At 67.2% G+C, this 15,628-nt stretch carries 13 protein-coding genes; 5 read left to right on the forward strand and 8 right to left on the reverse strand.

Annotated features, from left to right (window positions below; translation table 11 throughout):
- Positions 1–30 precede the first annotated feature (30 nt).
- The 7 genes from IPU70_RS17525 to IPU70_RS17555 form a co-directional block, all read right to left on the reverse strand.
- Positions 31–1,119, reverse strand: a complete 1,089-nt coding sequence (locus IPU70_RS17525) for an ABC transporter ATP-binding protein (protein WP_207469015.1) — start codon at positions 1,117–1,119, stop codon at positions 31–33.
- The gene (locus IPU70_RS17530) at positions 1,112–2,884 is read right to left on the reverse strand and encodes an iron ABC transporter permease (protein WP_207469016.1); all 1,773 of its coding nucleotides are present in this window, start codon (positions 2,882–2,884) and stop codon (positions 1,112–1,114) included. Before IPU70_RS17530 ends, IPU70_RS17525 begins: the two co-directional genes overlap by 8 nt.
- A 149-nt stretch (positions 2,885–3,033) precedes the next feature.
- Positions 3,034–4,131, reverse strand: coding sequence for an ABC transporter substrate-binding protein (locus IPU70_RS17535; protein WP_013391369.1), 1,098 nt, complete (start codon positions 4,129–4,131; stop codon positions 3,034–3,036).
- Positions 4,132–4,283: 152 nt separating this feature from the next.
- Positions 4,284–6,770: an extracellular solute-binding protein gene (locus tag IPU70_RS17540; protein ID WP_207469017.1), complete on the reverse strand. Its 2,487-nt coding sequence runs from the start codon at positions 6,768–6,770 to the stop codon at positions 4,284–4,286.
- A complete protein-coding gene (locus tag IPU70_RS17545) occupies positions 6,757–7,428 on the reverse strand; it encodes a response regulator transcription factor (RefSeq protein ID WP_207469018.1) in 672 nt (223 codons plus the stop codon). The genes IPU70_RS17540 and IPU70_RS17545 overlap by 14 nt, the downstream gene beginning before the upstream one ends.
- 1,080 nt (positions 7,429–8,508) lie before the next feature.
- Positions 8,509–10,035, reverse strand: coding sequence for a glycerol kinase GlpK (glpK, locus tag IPU70_RS17550; protein WP_207469019.1), 1,527 nt, complete (start codon positions 10,033–10,035; stop codon positions 8,509–8,511).
- Positions 10,022–11,476, reverse strand: coding sequence for a DHA2 family efflux MFS transporter permease subunit (locus IPU70_RS17555; protein ID WP_207469020.1), 1,455 nt, complete (start codon positions 11,474–11,476; stop codon positions 10,022–10,024). Before IPU70_RS17555 ends, glpK begins: the two co-directional genes overlap by 14 nt.
- 98 nt (positions 11,477–11,574) lie before the next feature.
- On the opposite strand from IPU70_RS17555, the gene IPU70_RS17560 reads away from it, so the two are divergent.
- From IPU70_RS17560 to IPU70_RS33035, 4 genes are all read left to right on the forward strand, one after another.
- Positions 11,575–11,763 carry a DUF3460 family protein gene (locus IPU70_RS17560; RefSeq protein WP_088138183.1) on the forward strand — a complete coding sequence of 63 codons (189 nt, stop codon included), beginning with the start codon at positions 11,575–11,577 and terminating at the stop codon, positions 11,761–11,763.
- Between the two features lie 16 nt (positions 11,764–11,779).
- On the forward strand, positions 11,780–12,670 hold the full coding sequence (locus IPU70_RS17565; RefSeq protein ID WP_013391301.1) for a ScpA family protein: 891 nt from the start codon (positions 11,780–11,782) through the stop codon (positions 12,668–12,670).
- 36 nt (positions 12,671–12,706) lie between these two features.
- Complete coding sequence (gene panC, locus IPU70_RS17570; RefSeq protein WP_207469021.1) at positions 12,707–13,561, forward strand: pantoate--beta-alanine ligase; 855 nt, start codon at positions 12,707–12,709, stop codon at positions 13,559–13,561.
- 116 nt (positions 13,562–13,677) lie between these two features.
- The gene (locus IPU70_RS33035) at positions 13,678–14,097 is read left to right on the forward strand and encodes a response regulator transcription factor (protein WP_207469023.1); all 420 of its coding nucleotides are present in this window, start codon (positions 13,678–13,680) and stop codon (positions 14,095–14,097) included.
- Between the two features lie 93 nt (positions 14,098–14,190).
- Here IPU70_RS33035 and IPU70_RS17580 read toward each other — a convergent pair whose 3' ends face one another.
- Positions 14,191–14,970, reverse strand: a complete 780-nt coding sequence (locus tag IPU70_RS17580; protein ID WP_207469024.1) for a copper resistance protein NlpE N-terminal domain-containing protein — start codon at positions 14,968–14,970, stop codon at positions 14,191–14,193.
- Positions 14,971–15,173: 203 nt separating this feature from the next.
- Between IPU70_RS17580 and IPU70_RS17585 the strand changes: the two genes are divergently transcribed.
- Positions 15,174–15,617, forward strand: a complete 444-nt coding sequence (locus IPU70_RS17585) for an A24 family peptidase (RefSeq protein ID WP_242702549.1) — start codon at positions 15,174–15,176, stop codon at positions 15,615–15,617.
- The last annotated feature ends 11 nt before the right edge of the window (positions 15,618–15,628 follow it).

Here is a 15,628-nt window from a genome sequence, read left to right on the forward strand (position 1 = left end):
ACAAGCCCGGGGCCGGCGCCGGGTGGCGCTTCAGGCGGCGGTGCGGGGAAAGACCCAGACCTTGCTGGCGGGCAGCGCCAGCCGGCAGGGGCCGGGTTCGCGGCCTTCGGGGCCATAGGCGCGCAGGGCCAGAGTGTGGGCCGGGTCGGCGTCGGGGGTGCGGAACAGGTACTCCCAGCGGTCGCCCAAATACATGCTGGTCAGCAACGGCATGTCCAGGTGGTTGCCGTCAGGGTCGTCCGCCAGGCGCACCTGCTCCACCCGGATGACGGCGGTGGCGTCCTGGCCCTGGGTCATGCCCGGGCTGGCCTTGCCCCACAGCGACCAGCCGCGGCCTTCGATGCGGGCCTGGCCCTCGCGCACTTCGGTCACCTTGCCGTCCAGGCGGTTGTTGCTGCCCATGAATTCGGCGGTGAACAGCGTGGAGGGCGACCCGTACATCTCTTGCGGCGTGCCCTGCTGTTCGATCTTGCCGTTGTTCAGCAGCAGGATGCGGTCCGAAATCGCCATGGCTTCGCTCTGGTCATGCGTCACCATCAGCGCCGACAGGCCCAGGCGGATGATCAGCTCGCGCAGGAAGGCGCGGGCCTCTTCGCGCAACTTGGCGTCCAGGTTGGACAGCGGCTCGTCCAGCAGGATCACGGGCGGGCTGTACACCAGCGCCCGGCCGATGGCCACGCGCTGCTGCTGGCCGCCGGACAGGGCGTGCGGATGGCGCTGGCCCAGCTTGCCCAGGCCCAGTTGGTCCAGCACCGCCTGCACCCGTTCGCGCACCTCGGCGCCAGGCACCTTGCGCAGCTTCAGCGGATAGGCCACGTTCTCGAACACGGTCTTGTGCGGCCACAGCGCGTAGGACTGGAACACCAGGCCCAGGTTGCGCTCCTCGGCGGGAATTTCTTTTTTCGCCGCGCCGTCATACACGACGCGGTCGCCGATGGTGATGCGGCCGCGCTTGGGGCCTTCCAGGCCGGCCACGGCGCGCAGCAGGGTGGTCTTGCCGCTGCCAGAGGGGCCCAGCAGCGACACCACTTCGCCCTGGCGCAGCTGCATCGACACGCCCTTGAGCACCGGGTTGTCGCCGTAATCCAGGTGCAGGTCTTCTACAGAAAGCTCAATCATGAAGTTTGACTCCGAATCGCAGGGCGATGCCCAGGCCGATCACGACCAGAACGATATTGATGAAGGAAAGCGCGGCCACGATGTCGATGGCGCCCGAGGCCCACAGCGACACCAGCATGGAGCCGATGGTTTCGGTGCCGGGCGACAGCAGGTAGACGCCGGTGGAGTACTCGCGCTCGAAGATCAGGAACATCAGCAGCCAGGAACCGATCAGGCCGTACTTGGCCAGCGGCACCGTGACGTGGCGGGTGACCTGGCCGCGGCGCGCGCCGGCGCTGCGGGCGGCCTCTTCCAGTTCGGGCCCGACCTGCAGCAGGGTCGAGGAGATCAGCCGCAGGCCATACGCCATCCACACCACCGTGTAGGCCAGCCACACGCTGAAGATGGTGCTGCGCATGGCGCGCAGCCATTCGATGAAGTTATCGCGCAGCCATTCCGCGAAGGGCAGGGCCGACAGCCAGCCGCCTTCGTCCAGGGCGTTGTCCAGCCACATCGGCACGAACAGGAACACCCACAGGAACGCCAGGCCGGCGAGCAGGCCCGGCACCGCGCGCGGCACCAGCACGCTGTAGTCCATGAAACGCGTGACGTTGTCGGGCTTGCGATGCATGGCCAGGCCCACGAACATGTAGCAGAACACGGCCAGCGCGCCGCCGAACACGCCGATGGCCACCGAGTTGACGATGGCGCGGATCAGGTTGGGCTGCGCGAACACGGTGCGGAACGCGTCCAGCGACAGCACGTCGAACAGCGACACGCCCATGCCCCAGTTGGACACGAAGGCGCGCAGCAGCACGCCCAGCAGCGGCACCACGATGGTCACCAGCAGCCAGAACGCCACCACCGCGCCTGCCACCCAGCGCCACTTGCCCAGCGGCAGGGCGCGGGCCCGCGAGGCCTTGCCCTTGACGGTGACGAAGCGGTTGGCCGTGCGCATCAGACGGCGCTGCAGCATCACCAGCGGGATCGTCATGCAGATCAGCACCACGGCCACGGCGGCCATCAGGTGATACGAGGGGATGCCCAGCTTGTTGGTGAGCTTGTACAGGTACGTGGCCAGCACCAGGTTGCCTTCGGGGTCGCCCAGCACCAGCACCAGGCCGAACACTTCCAGGCCCAGGAAGAACAGCAGCACGGTGGCGTACAGCATGGCCGGACGCACCATGGGCAGGCTGACCGACACCATCACGCGCAGCGGCGAGGCGCCGGCCACGCGGGCGGCTTCTTCAACATCGGAGCCCATGCTGCGCAGCGCCGACGAGATGTACAGGTAGGCGTGCGGCACGTGGGTCAGGCCGGCGATGACGACGATGCTGGTCAGCGAATAGACGTTCCAGGGCACGAAGCCCAGCAGGTTCTGCGCCCAGATCGAGAAAAAGCCCACGGGGCCCGCAGCCACCACATAGCCGAAGCCCAGCACCATGGGCGACACGAACACCGGCACCAGGATCAGCGGCTCGATCCAGCGCCGTCCCGGCAGGTCCGTGCGTATCATCAGGAAGGCTAGCATGCCGCCCAGCGGGATGGCGATCACGGCCAGGCCGAAGGCCAGGATGAAGCCGCTTTTCAGGGCCTTGTAGAAATCGGGATCCGCGAAGATGAAGCGGAACGCGTCCAGGCTGAAGGTCTTGGACGGGGCAAAGAAGGGCGCGGACAGAAAGCTCTGGATGATGATGAACGACAGCGGCACATAAATGGCCAGGGCCGTGATCAGCACCACCACGCCGCGGGGCAGGGACTGCCATTTCGAGCGCAATGACTGCATGGGAAATCCTGTGTTCTTGAAGGGCGCGAGGGTCGCGCGGCCGGGTCGGAGGCGACCGCCCCGGCGGCGGTCAGGCGGACGGCGGCGCGCCGCCGTCCCCTACGCGCAAGGCGGTCCGGAACCGTTGCATCGTTCCGGGCTGCGCGGCCTTACTTGCCTGCCGCGGCGCGCCAGTCCTTGATGAACTGCAGGCGCTTGTTCTGCTCCAGGTAGTCCAGCAGGGTTTCGTTGACCGGAATCGGCTTGAGCGAGGCGCCCAGCTTCTTGGTCATGCCGTCCACGTCGTTGTCGCCTTCGATGTCGTCGCGCACCGAGGCCAGATCGGCCTGGTTCGCCAGGATGGTCTGGCCCTTCTGCGACAGCAGGTAGTCCATCCACAGCTTGGCGGCGTTGCGGTTCTTGGCCTTCTTGCTGATGAACGCGACGCGCGACAGGACCAGCGCGTAATCGGTGGGATAGGCCACGCCCAGCGACGGGTCGTTCTTGGCGCGGGTTTCGGCGTAGGAGCCCAGGATGTTGTAGCCGATCAGGTTTTCGCCGGAGGACACGCGTTCCATCATGGTGCCGGTGGACGACTGCACGATCAGGCCGCCCGCGGCGATGCCCTTGAGCGTTTCGAAATACTTGGGGTCGTTGACCTTGTCCTGCACCGCCAGCATGAAGCCCACGGCGGACTTCTCGATGTCGTAGGTGGTGACCTTGTTCTTGAACTTGTCCGGCTGGCTGGCGATCAGCTTGGCCAGCGCGCCGTGCGTGGTCGGCACTTCGGCGGCGGGGATCAGGCGCTTGTTGTAGATGAACACGGCCGGCTCGTAGGTGGTGCCGTAGGCCGAATCCTTCCACACTGCCCAGGCCGGCAGCTTGCCGACTTCCGGCGACTTGTACTGCAGGGCGTAGTCGCTGGCCAGCTTCAGCGCAGAGTCCATCGACGAGCTCCAGACGATGTCGCCGCTGGTGCCGCCCGCCGCCTGCTCGCTGATGTAGCGGTTGTAGAGCTCGGTGCTGTTCATGTCGTTGTATTCGACCTTGATGCCCGGATACAACGCTTCGAAGCCCTTGATGACGGGGCCGGCGGCCTTGGTGTCGGTGGTCGAATAGATGACGACCTTGCCTTCCTTCTTGGCGCCGTCCAGGATCTTCTGGTAGTCGGCCGGATAGCCGGCCGGCACTTGCTGTGCAAAGGCGCTGCCGGCGGCAAGGGCGAATGCAGCGGCGCAGGCGGCCGCCAGTTGGGACTTGGCAAGCATGGGTGTGTCTCCGATGAGTTATTGGTACGAGCGGGATCCGTGTCCAGCTTGCGGGCATCTTAGGAGCCGGCGTCTGTCGCCGTCCTGTCATGGCGACAGGTCGCGCCTAGGGGAAATCCCTTGCTGGCAAGGACGCCGCGCGTCCGCGACCGTCACGGCCGCGCCGGCGTATCCGTCACCAGCCGGATCCAGTTCTGCACGAAGCGCGAATGGCGGCGCTGGTCCAGTCCGACCAGCAGGGCGGGGCTCAGCACCACCGGCTGCACGATGCCTTGCGAACGCGCCAGCACCGCTTCGGAGGTCCAGCGGCCGGGCGTGTCCTCCATGATGGAGCCCAGCGCCGCATGGCTGGACGCCACCTGCTGGCCGGCCGGCGAAAGCAGCCAGTCCACCAGCGCGCGGCCCAGTTCCGGGCTGGGGGCGGTCCGCGCTATAAGCACCGAACGCGCCAGCACCAGCACGTAATCCTGCGGGAAGACCACGCCGATGGGCGCGCCCGCCGCCTGCCGCGACAGCGCGTAGGAGCCGAGGATGTTGTAGCCGATGTCGATCTGGTCGCGCTCGATCGCGTCCAGGATCTCGGCGCTGGTGGCCGACAGGCGCACGCCGGCCTGGCCCATGGCATTGGCCAGGCCCCAGAAGTTCGACGACACCAGCTCATCCTGTTCCGCCAGCAGATAGCCCACGCTGCTGGCCGCGATGTCATAGGTGCCGATGCGGCCGCGCAGCTTTGCGCTATCGCGTTCCAGCAGGCGCAGCAGATCCTGGCGCGAGCGCGGCACGGTGGCTTCGGTATAGCGCTTGGGGTTGTAGACGATGACGGCCGGTTCGAAGGTGAAGCCGTAGACCTCGTGGCGCCAGATGGCCCAGGACGGCAGCTTGGCCGCATAGGGCGACGAGTAGCTGAGCGCATAGCCGTCGTTGGCCAGCCGTATCTGCAGGTCCGAGGCCGAGCTCATCAGCACGTCGACGTCCTTCAATTGCCCGGCGATGGCCGCTTCGTAGAGTTCGCGGCTGCCCATCTCGCGATACACCACGGTCACATCCGGCCGCTGCGACTGGAAGCCCTGGATCAGTGGCGCGACCACCGGCGTGTCCGTGGGCCCGGCGATGGTCAGCACGCGGGACGTGGGTTGCGGCGCGGGGTAGCGGGTGACGATTTGCGGGAGGTCGGCAGCGCGCACCTCGGCGGGCGACGAGGCCAGCAGCAGGCCTGCCAGGCACAGCGCTCCCAGGCAGGCGGCGGCCGCGCGTCCCGGCGCGGAGCGCGCCAGCGGCAGGATCACGCGCGCCGTCAGCCCCCCGCCCGGGCGGTCCTGCAGCCACAGCGAGCCGCCGTGGGCGGCGGCCACCGAGCGCACGATGGACAGTCCCAGCCCGGAACCAGGCAGCGCTTCGCCGGCGCGGCCGCGGGTGAAGCGCTGCTGCACGGCTTCTTTCTCGTCGTCGGCCACGCCCGGACCGCGGTCGGACACGGTCAGCGCCACGCGGAAGCCGGCCACGGGCGTGGCCTGGATATCCACGGGGCCGTCCGGCGCGTAGCGCAGGGCGTTGTCCACCAGATTGCGCAGCATCTCGCGCAAGGCGACGCGGTCGCCGGCGATGCGGGCGCGGCGGACCTCGGGCGCGATCTCGATGCGCAGGCGCTGCGCTTCCAGCGGGCCGATGCGGCGCCGCGTTTCGTTGACGGTTTCGGCCACGCCCACCAGGGTGCGCGAGCCTTTGCCCAGGCGATGGGTGATGGTGGCGTCCATCAGCAACTGGTTGATCAACTGGCTGGCATGGGTGGCGTTCAGGTGGATGCGTTCGAGGCGCGCATGCAGCCGCTGCGGATCGGTTTCGTCCAGCGCCACTTCCGCCTGCGCGCGCAGCGAGGCCAGCGGCGTGCGGACCTGGTGCGCGGCGTCCGCCACCAGGGTGTTGAGCGTGCCCATGACGCCGGACAGGCGCTGCATGAAGGCGTTCAACGCCTCGACCAGCCGTCGCACCTCGCGCGGGACGGGCGTCACCAGCGGCGCCAGATCGTCCGGCGCGCGGCTGCGCAATTCCCGTTCCACCACGCCCAGCGGGGCGAAGGCGCGCTGCACGCCGAACCACAGCAGGCCCAGCGCCACCAGCGACACCACCACCAGTGGCAACGCGGTGCGTCCCAGGATCTCGTCGGCCAGCGCCTCGCGCGACCCCAGCGTCTCGGCCACGCGCACCGTGACCCAGCCCGCATGCTGACTGGCCGACACCAGCCGGCCCACGGTGGCGACGCGCACCGGTTCGTCGTGATAGCGCAGGTAGGCGAACACCGGCGTGGCGGATTGGGCCAGCGGCATGCCGGGCGCCAGGTCGTCGTAGCCGGTGATGAGGCGGCCGTTGGAGGTACGGGCCTCGTAGAACACGCGTTCGCCGCCGGACAGCATGGCCAGCGAGGACACCGGCGGTTCGACGGTGACGTTGTTGTCTTCGATCTGCACCGAGCCGGCAATGGTCAGCGCCGAGGCCGCCAGCAGCCGGTCGAAAGCCTGCTCCGCCGCGCGCTGCGCGTAGCCGCGCAGGAAAAACACCAGTCCGATCAGCGCGCAGGCCAGCAGCAGCACGCCCAGCGCGAAGACGCGGCGGCGGATGGAGAAATTCTCAGGGCTGTTCATGGCTGCGGGCCTGATAGCCGACGCCGCGCACAGTGACGATATCGATCGAAGCGCCTGCCAGCTTCTTGCGCAGCCGCGAGATCAGCAGTTCGAGCGCATTGAGCGTGCCGTCGTCCAGGTCGAAGAGCTGGTTCATCAGCCGTTCCTTGGCGACGGTCTGGCCCAGCTTGCCGAGCAGGATCTCCAGCAGGCGGAATTCGCGTCGGCCCAGCTCCAGCGGCGCGCCGGCCACGCTGACGTTGCGGTTGGCGAGGTCCAGGCTGAGGTTGCCATAGATGGTGAGGCTGCTGGTCTGGCCGGCGGGGCGGCGCATCAGTGCGCGCAGCCGGGCTTCGAGTTCCCGCAGGTCGAAGGGCTTGACCAGATAGTCGTCGGCGCCCAGGTCCAGCATGTCGATCTTGTCTTCGATTTCGGAACGCGCGGTCATGACCAGCACGGGCGCTTCCAGCCCGGCGGCGCGCAGTTCGCGGATGACGGTAAATCCGTCCTTGCCGGGCAGGTTGATGTCCAGGACGAGCGCGTCCCAGGTTTCGTCCAGCCCCCAACGCAACGCCGCCACGCCGTCGCGCACCCATTGCACGCTGTGGCCGGCGGAACGCAGCTTGCTTTCCACGGCATCGCCGAGATCGAGATTGTCCTCGACCAGCAAAATGCGCATGTGTTGTCTCCGTGTCTTTTGTGGCTTTCGGGGGAGTGTAAAGGGCTGGGATGGTTCTGTGGGTTTGGGGTTTGGTGCTGGCGGTGGTGGTTGGTTCTTAAGGCGCCTGTCGCGTCGGCGGCCTGCGGGGCGCGGGGCAACGATTGCGGTCCGGAGCGTTCGCTCCGGACTTCCCCTTCGTCATCTTCGTCCAGGCCTTCGGCCTTCCCTTCAGATTCCCTCGGGCTTATCGACGCCCCGCGCCCCGCAGGCCGCCGACGCGACAGGCTCTGCTGGTTGAATCTTCACGGGCGCTGGGGCGGGTGGTGTGCTTGGCGTTCTTGCCACGGATAGTGGGTGTTGGCGTGTCTTGCGGGGCCCGCCCCAGGCCGGCCGCGCGGGCGGCCTTTTGGGGCTTACGTCGTGTCTTGCGTCGTGCGATGACGCTGCGCGCTGGTGACGGGGAGGTTCTCGTGGTTAAGCGTATGGCAAGCGAGAACTGGGTCGGAATTTGGTTGGGCGGTGCTGCGTCGGGGCGATGGCCAAGCGCACAGGTCGGCCGATAATCGTCATTTCAACGCAGATGCCGGATGGGTGGCGCGCGCCCGAGTCTGCATGCGCAAGCGGCTATTCGCCGCGCGCCACCCATCACCGCCCACCCCCCAAGAGCTGGGGGCCATCAGCAAACCATTCGCCGCATTCGCGCAAGCGAACACAATCGAAATTCAAGAAATCACGTATGTAATTCTCGGCCGCCCGCGCGGCCGAGAATGACGGGCAACACAAGACTATTCGCTAAACACAGGTCTAGCGGCGCATCAGGCCAAGAAGCACGTAGCCCATCGGCACGGGCGCCTGAGTGGCGAGCAACCTCGATGCGCCGGAGGGAATCGGAAGGGAAGGCCGTAGGCCTGGACGACGATGACGAAGGGGCAATCCGGAGCGAAGGCTCCGGACCGCAATCGTGGGCGCTCGCCACTCAGGCGCCCGTGCCGATGGGCGGCCTACGAAGCCCCGTAACGGTAGCCCGAACTATGCCAACGAAGCCTCGGACGAACTCAACACCAGGCAGCCACATAACCAGGAAGCTAAAAATCCCGCCTACTTCCCAGCACTATCCGACCAGCCCTTGGACAACTCCACAGCCTGCCGCCACCGCTTCATCCGCGCAGCCCGCACAGACTCCGGCCAAGTCGGCTCGAACGTCCGTTCCGCCTGCCACTTCGAGGCAAACTCATCCAGTCCAGACCAGAAACCCACCGCCAGCCCCGCCAGCCCCGCGGCCCCCAGCGCCGTCGACTCCGACACGCGCGGACGCACCACTGGGACGCCCAGCAGGTCCGCTTGCATCTGCATCAGCAGGTCGTTGCGCGCCGCGCCGCCGTCCACGCGCAGTTCGGTCAGCGCGATGCCGCTGTCGCCGTTCATGCAGGTCAGCAGTTCCGCGCTTTGCAGCGCGATGGATTCCAGCGTGGCGCGGGCGATGTGGGCGCGGGTGGTGCCGCGGGTCAGGCCCACCAGCGTGCCGCGGGCATACGGATCCCAGTGCGGCGCGCCCAGGCCGGCGAAGGCCGGCACCATGAAGACGTCGTCGGTGTCGGCCACGCTGGCGGCCAGGGATTCGATTTCTTCAGAGCGCTGGATGATGCCCAGTCCGTCGCGCAGCCATTGCACTGCGGCGCCGGCCACGAACACGCCGCCTTCCAGCATGTAGGTCGGGCGCCAGCCGCCATCGCCGGCCCGGGGCAGGCCCCAGCCTACCGTGGACAGCAGGTGGTTGCGGGATTGCACCGGCTGTTCGCCCACGTTCATCAGCATGAAGCAGCCGGTGCCGTAGGTGTTCTTGGCCATGCCCGGCGTGAAGCAGGCTTGGCCGAAGGTGGCGGCCTGCTGGTCGCCGGCGTTGCCGGCGATGGGGATCGAGCCGCCCAGCCATTCGGGCAGGGCCTCTCCCACCACCGCGCTGCTGGGCGCGATTGCCGGCAGCACGCTGCGCGGGATCTTGAGCAGCGCCAGGATCTCGTCGTTCCAGTCCTGCGTGTGCAGATCGAACAACATGGTGCGCGATGCATTGCTCGGATCGGTGCTGTGCACCGCGCCGCCGGTCAGTTGCCAGATCAGCCAGGTGTCCACGGTGCCGAAGGCCAGCTCGCCGCGTTCCGCCATCTGGCGCGCGCCGGGCACGTGGTTCAGCAGCCAGGCGAGCTTGGTGCCGGAGAAATAGGCGTCCAGCACCAGGCCGGTACGCGATTGCAGGAAATCGGCGTGGCCGTCCTGGCGCAGTTGGTCGCACATCGGCGCCGTGCGGCGGTCCTGCCAGACGATGGCGCGGGCCAGCGGGCGGCCCGTGGCGCGTTCCCAGATCAGGGTGGTTTCGCGCTGATTGGTGATGCCGATGGCGGCGATGTCGGCGGCGGTCGCGCCGGCGTTGCGCAGAGCCTCGCGAGCCACGTCCAGCTGGCTGTGCCAGATCTCGCTGGCGTCGTGTTCGACCCAGCCCGGCCGCGGATAGTGCTGGCGGAATTCGCGCTGGCCTACGCCGCGCACCACGCCTTCGCGGTCGAACACGATTGCGCGGGAGCTGGTCGTGCCCTGGTCCAGGGCTAGGACAAATTCATTCGTCGTCACTTTGTTTGGCGCCGTTCAGGTGTGCCCCGGCCAGAGGCTCGAGACGTCTAAAGGAGAAGGTCGAGGCCATGCACAGCACGCCGACGACGATGAAGCCCGCGACCACGTCGCGGATCGCCAGCGTTTCCGCGCCGCGCAAGGACATGCTGATGTTCAGCGTCACCGCGGCCACGCCCACGCCCAGACTGATTCCGAGCTGTTGCGCCATGGCCGCGAAACTGCTGGCGCGGCTCATCTTGGACGGGGGGATGTCGGCATAGGTTAGCGTATTTACCCCGGTGAATTGCAGCGAACGGAAAAAGCCGCCGACCAGCAGGATGGCGATCATCAGCCACACCGGCGTGGTGGGCGTGAAGGCGCCGCAGACCACGATGAACGCGCCTGCCAGCACGGCGTTCACGGTCAGCACCCGGCGAAAGCCGAAGTACCGAACGATGGGGGTGGCCACGAACTTCATCAGCAGCGCGCCCGCAGCGCTGGCGAAGGTGATCAGGCCGGCCGCGAACGGGGTGAGCCCGAAGCCGACCTGCAGCAGCATGGCCAGCAGGAAAGGCGTGGCGCCCACGGCGAAGCGGCACAGGTTGCCGCCCAGCGTGGAGATGGCGAAGGTGGGGATTCGCATCAAGGACAGGTCGATGATGGGGTGCTCCGTACGCTTGGCATGCCAGCCGTAGAGCAGGCCGCAGACCGTACCCACGGCGATCAGCCCCAGCAGCAGGGACAGCGGCATGACGTCGCGGCCGATGGCCTCGAAGCCGCTGACCAGGGTGGCCAGGCAGATCGCGCTGAGCAGGAAGCCCGGCCAATCCAGGCGCGGGGCGGATTCCTCGCGGATCTCCGCGACATAGCGCAGCACCAGGAAAATGCCCAGGATCCCGATGGGGATATTGATCAGGAAGATCCAGTGCCAGGACATATAGGTGACCATGAAGCCGCCCAGCGGCGGTCCGATCACCGGGCCCAGCAGGGCCGGAATGGAGAGGAAGGACATGGCCTTCAGCAGGTCCTGCTTGGGCACGGTGCGCAGCAGGATGATCCGTCCCACCGGCACCATCATCGCGCCCGCCATCCCCTGGACGATGCGGGCCAGGACCAGCTGCGGCAGGTCCTGGGACAGCGCACAAGCCACGGAGCTGAGCGTGAACAGACCGATCGCCGCCACGAACACCCGCCGCGCCCCGTAGCGGTCGGCCGCCCAGCCGCTGACGGGCACGAAAACCGCCACCGAAAGCAGATAGGACGTAATGGCCACGTTCAGCCGCACGGGGGTGGATCCCAGGGCGCGGGCCATGGCCGGCAGGGCGGTGGCCACCACGGTGGCGTCCAGCATCTGCATGAATAGTGCACAGCCCACGATGAAGGGAATCATGCGCGCCGCGCGCACTGCTTGCTCACTGGAAAGAGGAGCGGGACGGGCTGCTGCTGCGGATTCTGCGGACATGGCGGGAGGGGGCGATGGGTGCCGCGAGATTGTAACGCCGGGGGGGCGGCCGCCGTGAAGTAAACTCCCTACATCCGAAACCCATTGAAATTGGTGCCATGGCGACCAACTACGAATCCGAGATCACCCTTTTCCTGAAAGACTTCAAGCAATCGCATCCTGGCACCGAAGAGCGCCAGCGCGAGGGCCGCGCCCGTCTTTGGGACAAACCGCAGGATTCGGAACTGCTGGAAGGCTTCCGCGCGGCCCGCGTGCCGCAAAAGCCGTACGTCTACCAGGCCGACTGAGCCCATTGCGGCAATCATGGCCCAACACGCTTCCGTCCCGGGCGACGCCCTGGCCGCGCTAGTGGAACCGCCCGTCGACAGCACCCCTGACACGATCGACAGCGTGGCGTTCGCGCGCCTGTATGGCGAGCCGCTGTTCCAGATGCCGACGGACCTGTACATCCCGCCGGATGCGCTGGAAGTATTCCTGGAAGCGTTTGAAGGGCCGCTGGACCTGCTGCTCTACCTGATCCGCAAGCAGAACTTCAATGTGCTGGACATCCCCATGGCGGATGTCACGCGGCAGTACCTGTCGTATGTGGACCAGATCCGCATCCACAACCTGGAGTTGGCCGCCGAGTACCTGCTGATGGCGGCGATGCTCATCGAGATCAAGTCGCGCATGCTGCTGCCGGTCAAGAAGAGCGACACCGGCGAAGAGGCGGAAGATCCGCGCGCCGAACTGGTGCGCCGCCTGCTCGAATACGAGCAGATGAAGTTGGCGGCCAAGAAGCTGGACGCGATGCCGCAGCTGGGCCGCGACTTCGTCAGCAGCCAGGCGGTGGCCGACCTGAGCGTGGAACGCATGTTGCCCGAGGTCAGCGTGGACGATCTGCGCGCGGCCTGGGCCGACATCATGAAGCGGGCCAAGCTGAACCAGCATCACCACATCACGCGCGAACAGCTGTCCGTGCGCGATCACATGACGCACATCCTGCGGCGCCTGAACGACGTGCGTTTCATGGAATTCGGCGATCTGTTCATGGAGCGCGTGCGCGAAGGCGCGCCGGCGGCCGTGGTGGTCGTGCATTTCATCGCCATGCTGGAACTGGCCCGCGAATCCCTGCTGGAAATTACGCAGGCCGAGCCCTATGCTCCCATCTACGTGCGCCTGGCCTACACCAGCGTGGCGGCGGTCGCGGCCTGATCCTGACCGGGCTGCCCCCAACCCCGGAGAGACCCCTTGAAAGTCGTACACACCATCCAGGAACTGCGTGATCACCTGCGCGGCCAGAACCGCGTGTCGTTCGTGCCCACCATGGGCAACCTGCACGAAGGCCACCTGTCCCTGATGAAGCTGGCGCGCCAGCATGGCGACCCGGTGGTGGCCAGCATCTTCGTGAACCGCCTGCAATTCGGCCCCAACGAGGATTTCGACCAGTATCCCCGCACGCTCGCCGCCGACATCGAGAAGCTCGAGCGCGAGCGCGACGTCTATGTGTTGTTCGCGCCGAACGAGCGCGAGATGTATCCCGAGCCGCAGAACTTCCGCGTGCAGCCGCCCGACGACCTGGGCGACATCCTGGAAGGCGAGTTCCGCCCCGGCTTCTTCGAAGGCGTCAGCACCGTGGTGCTGAAGCTGTTTTCCTGCGTGCAGCCGCGCGTGGCCGTGTTCGGCAAGAAGGACTATCAGCAGCTGATGGTGGTGCGCAACATGTGCCGCCAGTTCCAGCTGCCGGTGGATGTGCTGGCGCACGAGACCGTGCGTGCCGAGGACGGCCTGGCGCTGTCCTCGCGCAACCGCTATCTGAGCGAAGCCGACCGCGCCGAGGCGCCCGCGCTGTACGCCGCGCTGCAGCATGCTGGCCAGCGCCTGGCCCAGGGCGAACGCGATGCCGCCGCCCTGGAGCGCGAAGCCACCGAGACCCTGACGCGGCGCGGCTGGCAGGTGGACTACGTGGCCTTGCGCCGCCAGCGCGACCTGAAGCGCCCCGAAGCCGCCGACCTGCAGGCCGGCGAACCGCTGGTGGCCTTGGCGGCCGCCAAGCTGGGCGCGACCCGCCTGATCGACAATCTGGAACTGGCCTATACGGCTTGATGCGGCAAGGTTTGGGGGGTGGCGTCCGTGTCCACCCCTGAAAGAACTACCAGCTTACGTCGTGGCGGGTGGCGGATCAGACTCGACGCAATCCTATATTGCAAGCGAGCCGCCCCATGCAAGCTCCCCGTCCCGACTTGGAAGCCGTCCTTTCCTCGCTCACGCCCCGAGAACGGCAGATCGTCACCTACGTGGCAGCCGGCCGCCCCAACAAGGTCATCGCCATAGACCTGGGCATTTCGTTGCGCACCGTCGAAGCCCACCGCTCCCGCATTTTCACCAAGCTGCAAGTCCGCAACGCCATGCAATTGGCCTGCCGGCTGTGCGAACACGGCCGCTCCGGCGCGTCGCCCGTGCCGGGCGCGGACCGCGAACATGCGCTGATTCCCATGCCTTTGGCGGGCGGCGCCAGTCCAAGCTATGTGCTGCATGAGGCGCCGGGGCCGGAATACGGCCGATGTCTGGCAAGCTCCGCGTCATCCTCATCCTCATCCTTTAGCGATCCCGGCGCCGATCCAAGCCGCGATACGGACTAGCCCGAAAGCATCGGGCCCGACGAACACAAGATTCGTCGGGCCCGGGGTTCGGGAGGTTTGCGCGGCGGCGCGTTCAACGGCCGCCGGCGGGTTTCAAGGGCACTTGGGCGCTGCGGCCTTGGCCAATTCGTCGATCGGATCCAGATCCGGCTGACGGGTCAGGTTGTAGTTCAGGTTGGGCGTCTGGCCGTCGATGGAACGCACGCGCAGCACGTTGTTGGCTGCAACCACGAATTCGGCTCGGCCATTGCCCTGGCCGTCCATCAGGATGACGCGCGGCGGGCGCTCTTCGGTGGCGTCCCAGCAGCCTTGCTCGGTGACCGGCGGGCCTTTCTTGGGGTCATTTTCCAGATAGGCCACGCGACCGCGCCAGCGGCCGTTGGGCGCCAGCGTCAGCGTCACGCGCTGCGCCGTGCACTGCATGGCGGGCGAGAAGCACGGCAAGGTGCCCATATAGGTTTGCGGTTGCGGCACCAGGCTTTGCACGGCCGTATTGGGCGCGGCAGGGCTGGCTGCGGCGGGTGCGCTCGCGGCCGATGCCGTGGTGGTGTGCTCAGTGTCGGCCGGAACGGCCTGGCCGTCCTCGGTGGTCTGGCCGCCGGCGGCTGCCTGGGCGGCCTGATTCTGGTTCTTGCGGGGGGCGTCCGGCTTGAGCGCGATCTGCACCTGCGACGGCGCGCGGATGACGCTGCGGTAACCCGCGCCCGACCCTTGGTACTGCGCGTCGGTCACGGTGCTTTCTGCCGGGGGATCGTAATAGCCTTCGGTCTTCTGTTGGGCACAGCCTGCCGCGCCCAATGCGGTGCCTGCGAGCAGCAGCCCCATGACGCTGAGTTTGCGGGAGCGGGTACCGATTTCTACGCGCGCGGTCATGGCAGCTTATCCGTATGTTGAGTCTGTCTCCGATTTTACGCACTTATGCGAAGATTCGATACGTTCCCCTTAGCCGCTCTTGGGCATCGTCAACACTTTATGCACTATTTACGACATGGCCGCTGCCGGCCTGCCCCGCGCACTGCCGCCCGCTTCTGGTGCGGCGCCGCTGCGACTGTGCGTCGCGCGGGCGGATGACGGCGATGCGGCATGTCTTCGATCTGCCTCTGGGTGTCTTCATCGGTCTGGCGGCATTGGCCGGTTTGTTCGTCGGCAATTGGCTGACGGTGCTGACACACCGGCTGCCGCGCATGATGGAACAGGAGTGGCAGGCGCACTGCCAGGAAGCCGCAGGCAAGCCGCCTGCCGCGGGCCGCTATGGCCTGTGGTCGCCGGCCTCGCACTGCCGCGCCTGCGAGACTCCGGTGGCCGGCTGGCGGCGGCTGCCGCTGCTGGGCTGGGTATTGCTGCGGGGCCGCTGCGACGCCTGCGGCGCGGCCATAGGCTGGCGCTACCCCGCCATCGAATTGCTGACCTGTGCGCTGTTCGCCGCTTGCGCCTGGCGTTTCGGCGCCACGCCGCTCGCCTTGTCCGCCATGGGCCTGTCTGCCACGCTGGTGGCGCTGGCCTGGAGCGATTTCGCGTAAGGCTTCGTGGC

Source organism: Achromobacter sp. SD115, from assembly GCF_017355315.1.
Lineage (GTDB): Bacteria > Pseudomonadota > Gammaproteobacteria > Burkholderiales > Burkholderiaceae_B > Achromobacter > Achromobacter xylosoxidans_B.

What these genes read in the sequence shown, in the direction of transcription:
- IPU70_RS17580 (WP_207469024.1), bottom strand. Translation starts at nt 14,970, where the DNA reads ATGACCGCGCGCGTAGAAATCGGTACCCGCTCCCGCAAACTCAGCGTC.
- IPU70_RS17565 (WP_013391301.1), top strand. Translation starts at nt 11,780, where the DNA reads ATGGCCCAACACGCTTCCGTCCCGGGCGACGCCCTGGCCGCGCTAGTG.
- IPU70_RS17535 (WP_013391369.1), bottom strand. Translation starts at nt 4,131, where the DNA reads ATGCTTGCCAAGTCCCAACTGGCGGCCGCCTGCGCCGCTGCATTCGCC.
- IPU70_RS17585 (WP_242702549.1), top strand. Translation starts at nt 15,174, where the DNA reads ATGCGGCATGTCTTCGATCTGCCTCTGGGTGTCTTCATCGGTCTGGCG.
- IPU70_RS17545 (WP_207469018.1), bottom strand. Translation starts at nt 7,428, where the DNA reads ATGCGCATTTTGCTGGTCGAGGACAATCTCGATCTCGGCGATGCCGTG.
- IPU70_RS17540 (WP_207469017.1), bottom strand. Translation starts at nt 6,770, where the DNA reads ATGAACAGCCCTGAGAATTTCTCCATCCGCCGCCGCGTCTTCGCGCTG.
- IPU70_RS17525 (WP_207469015.1), bottom strand. Translation starts at nt 1,119, where the DNA reads ATGATTGAGCTTTCTGTAGAAGACCTGCACCTGGATTACGGCGACAAC.
- IPU70_RS33035 (WP_207469023.1), top strand. Translation starts at nt 13,678, where the DNA reads ATGCAAGCTCCCCGTCCCGACTTGGAAGCCGTCCTTTCCTCGCTCACG.
- IPU70_RS17530 (WP_207469016.1), bottom strand. Translation starts at nt 2,884, where the DNA reads ATGCAGTCATTGCGCTCGAAATGGCAGTCCCTGCCCCGCGGCGTGGTG.
- IPU70_RS17555 (WP_207469020.1), bottom strand. Translation starts at nt 11,476, where the DNA reads ATGTCCGCAGAATCCGCAGCAGCAGCCCGTCCCGCTCCTCTTTCCAGT.
- IPU70_RS17560 (WP_088138183.1), top strand. Translation starts at nt 11,575, where the DNA reads ATGGCGACCAACTACGAATCCGAGATCACCCTTTTCCTGAAAGACTTC.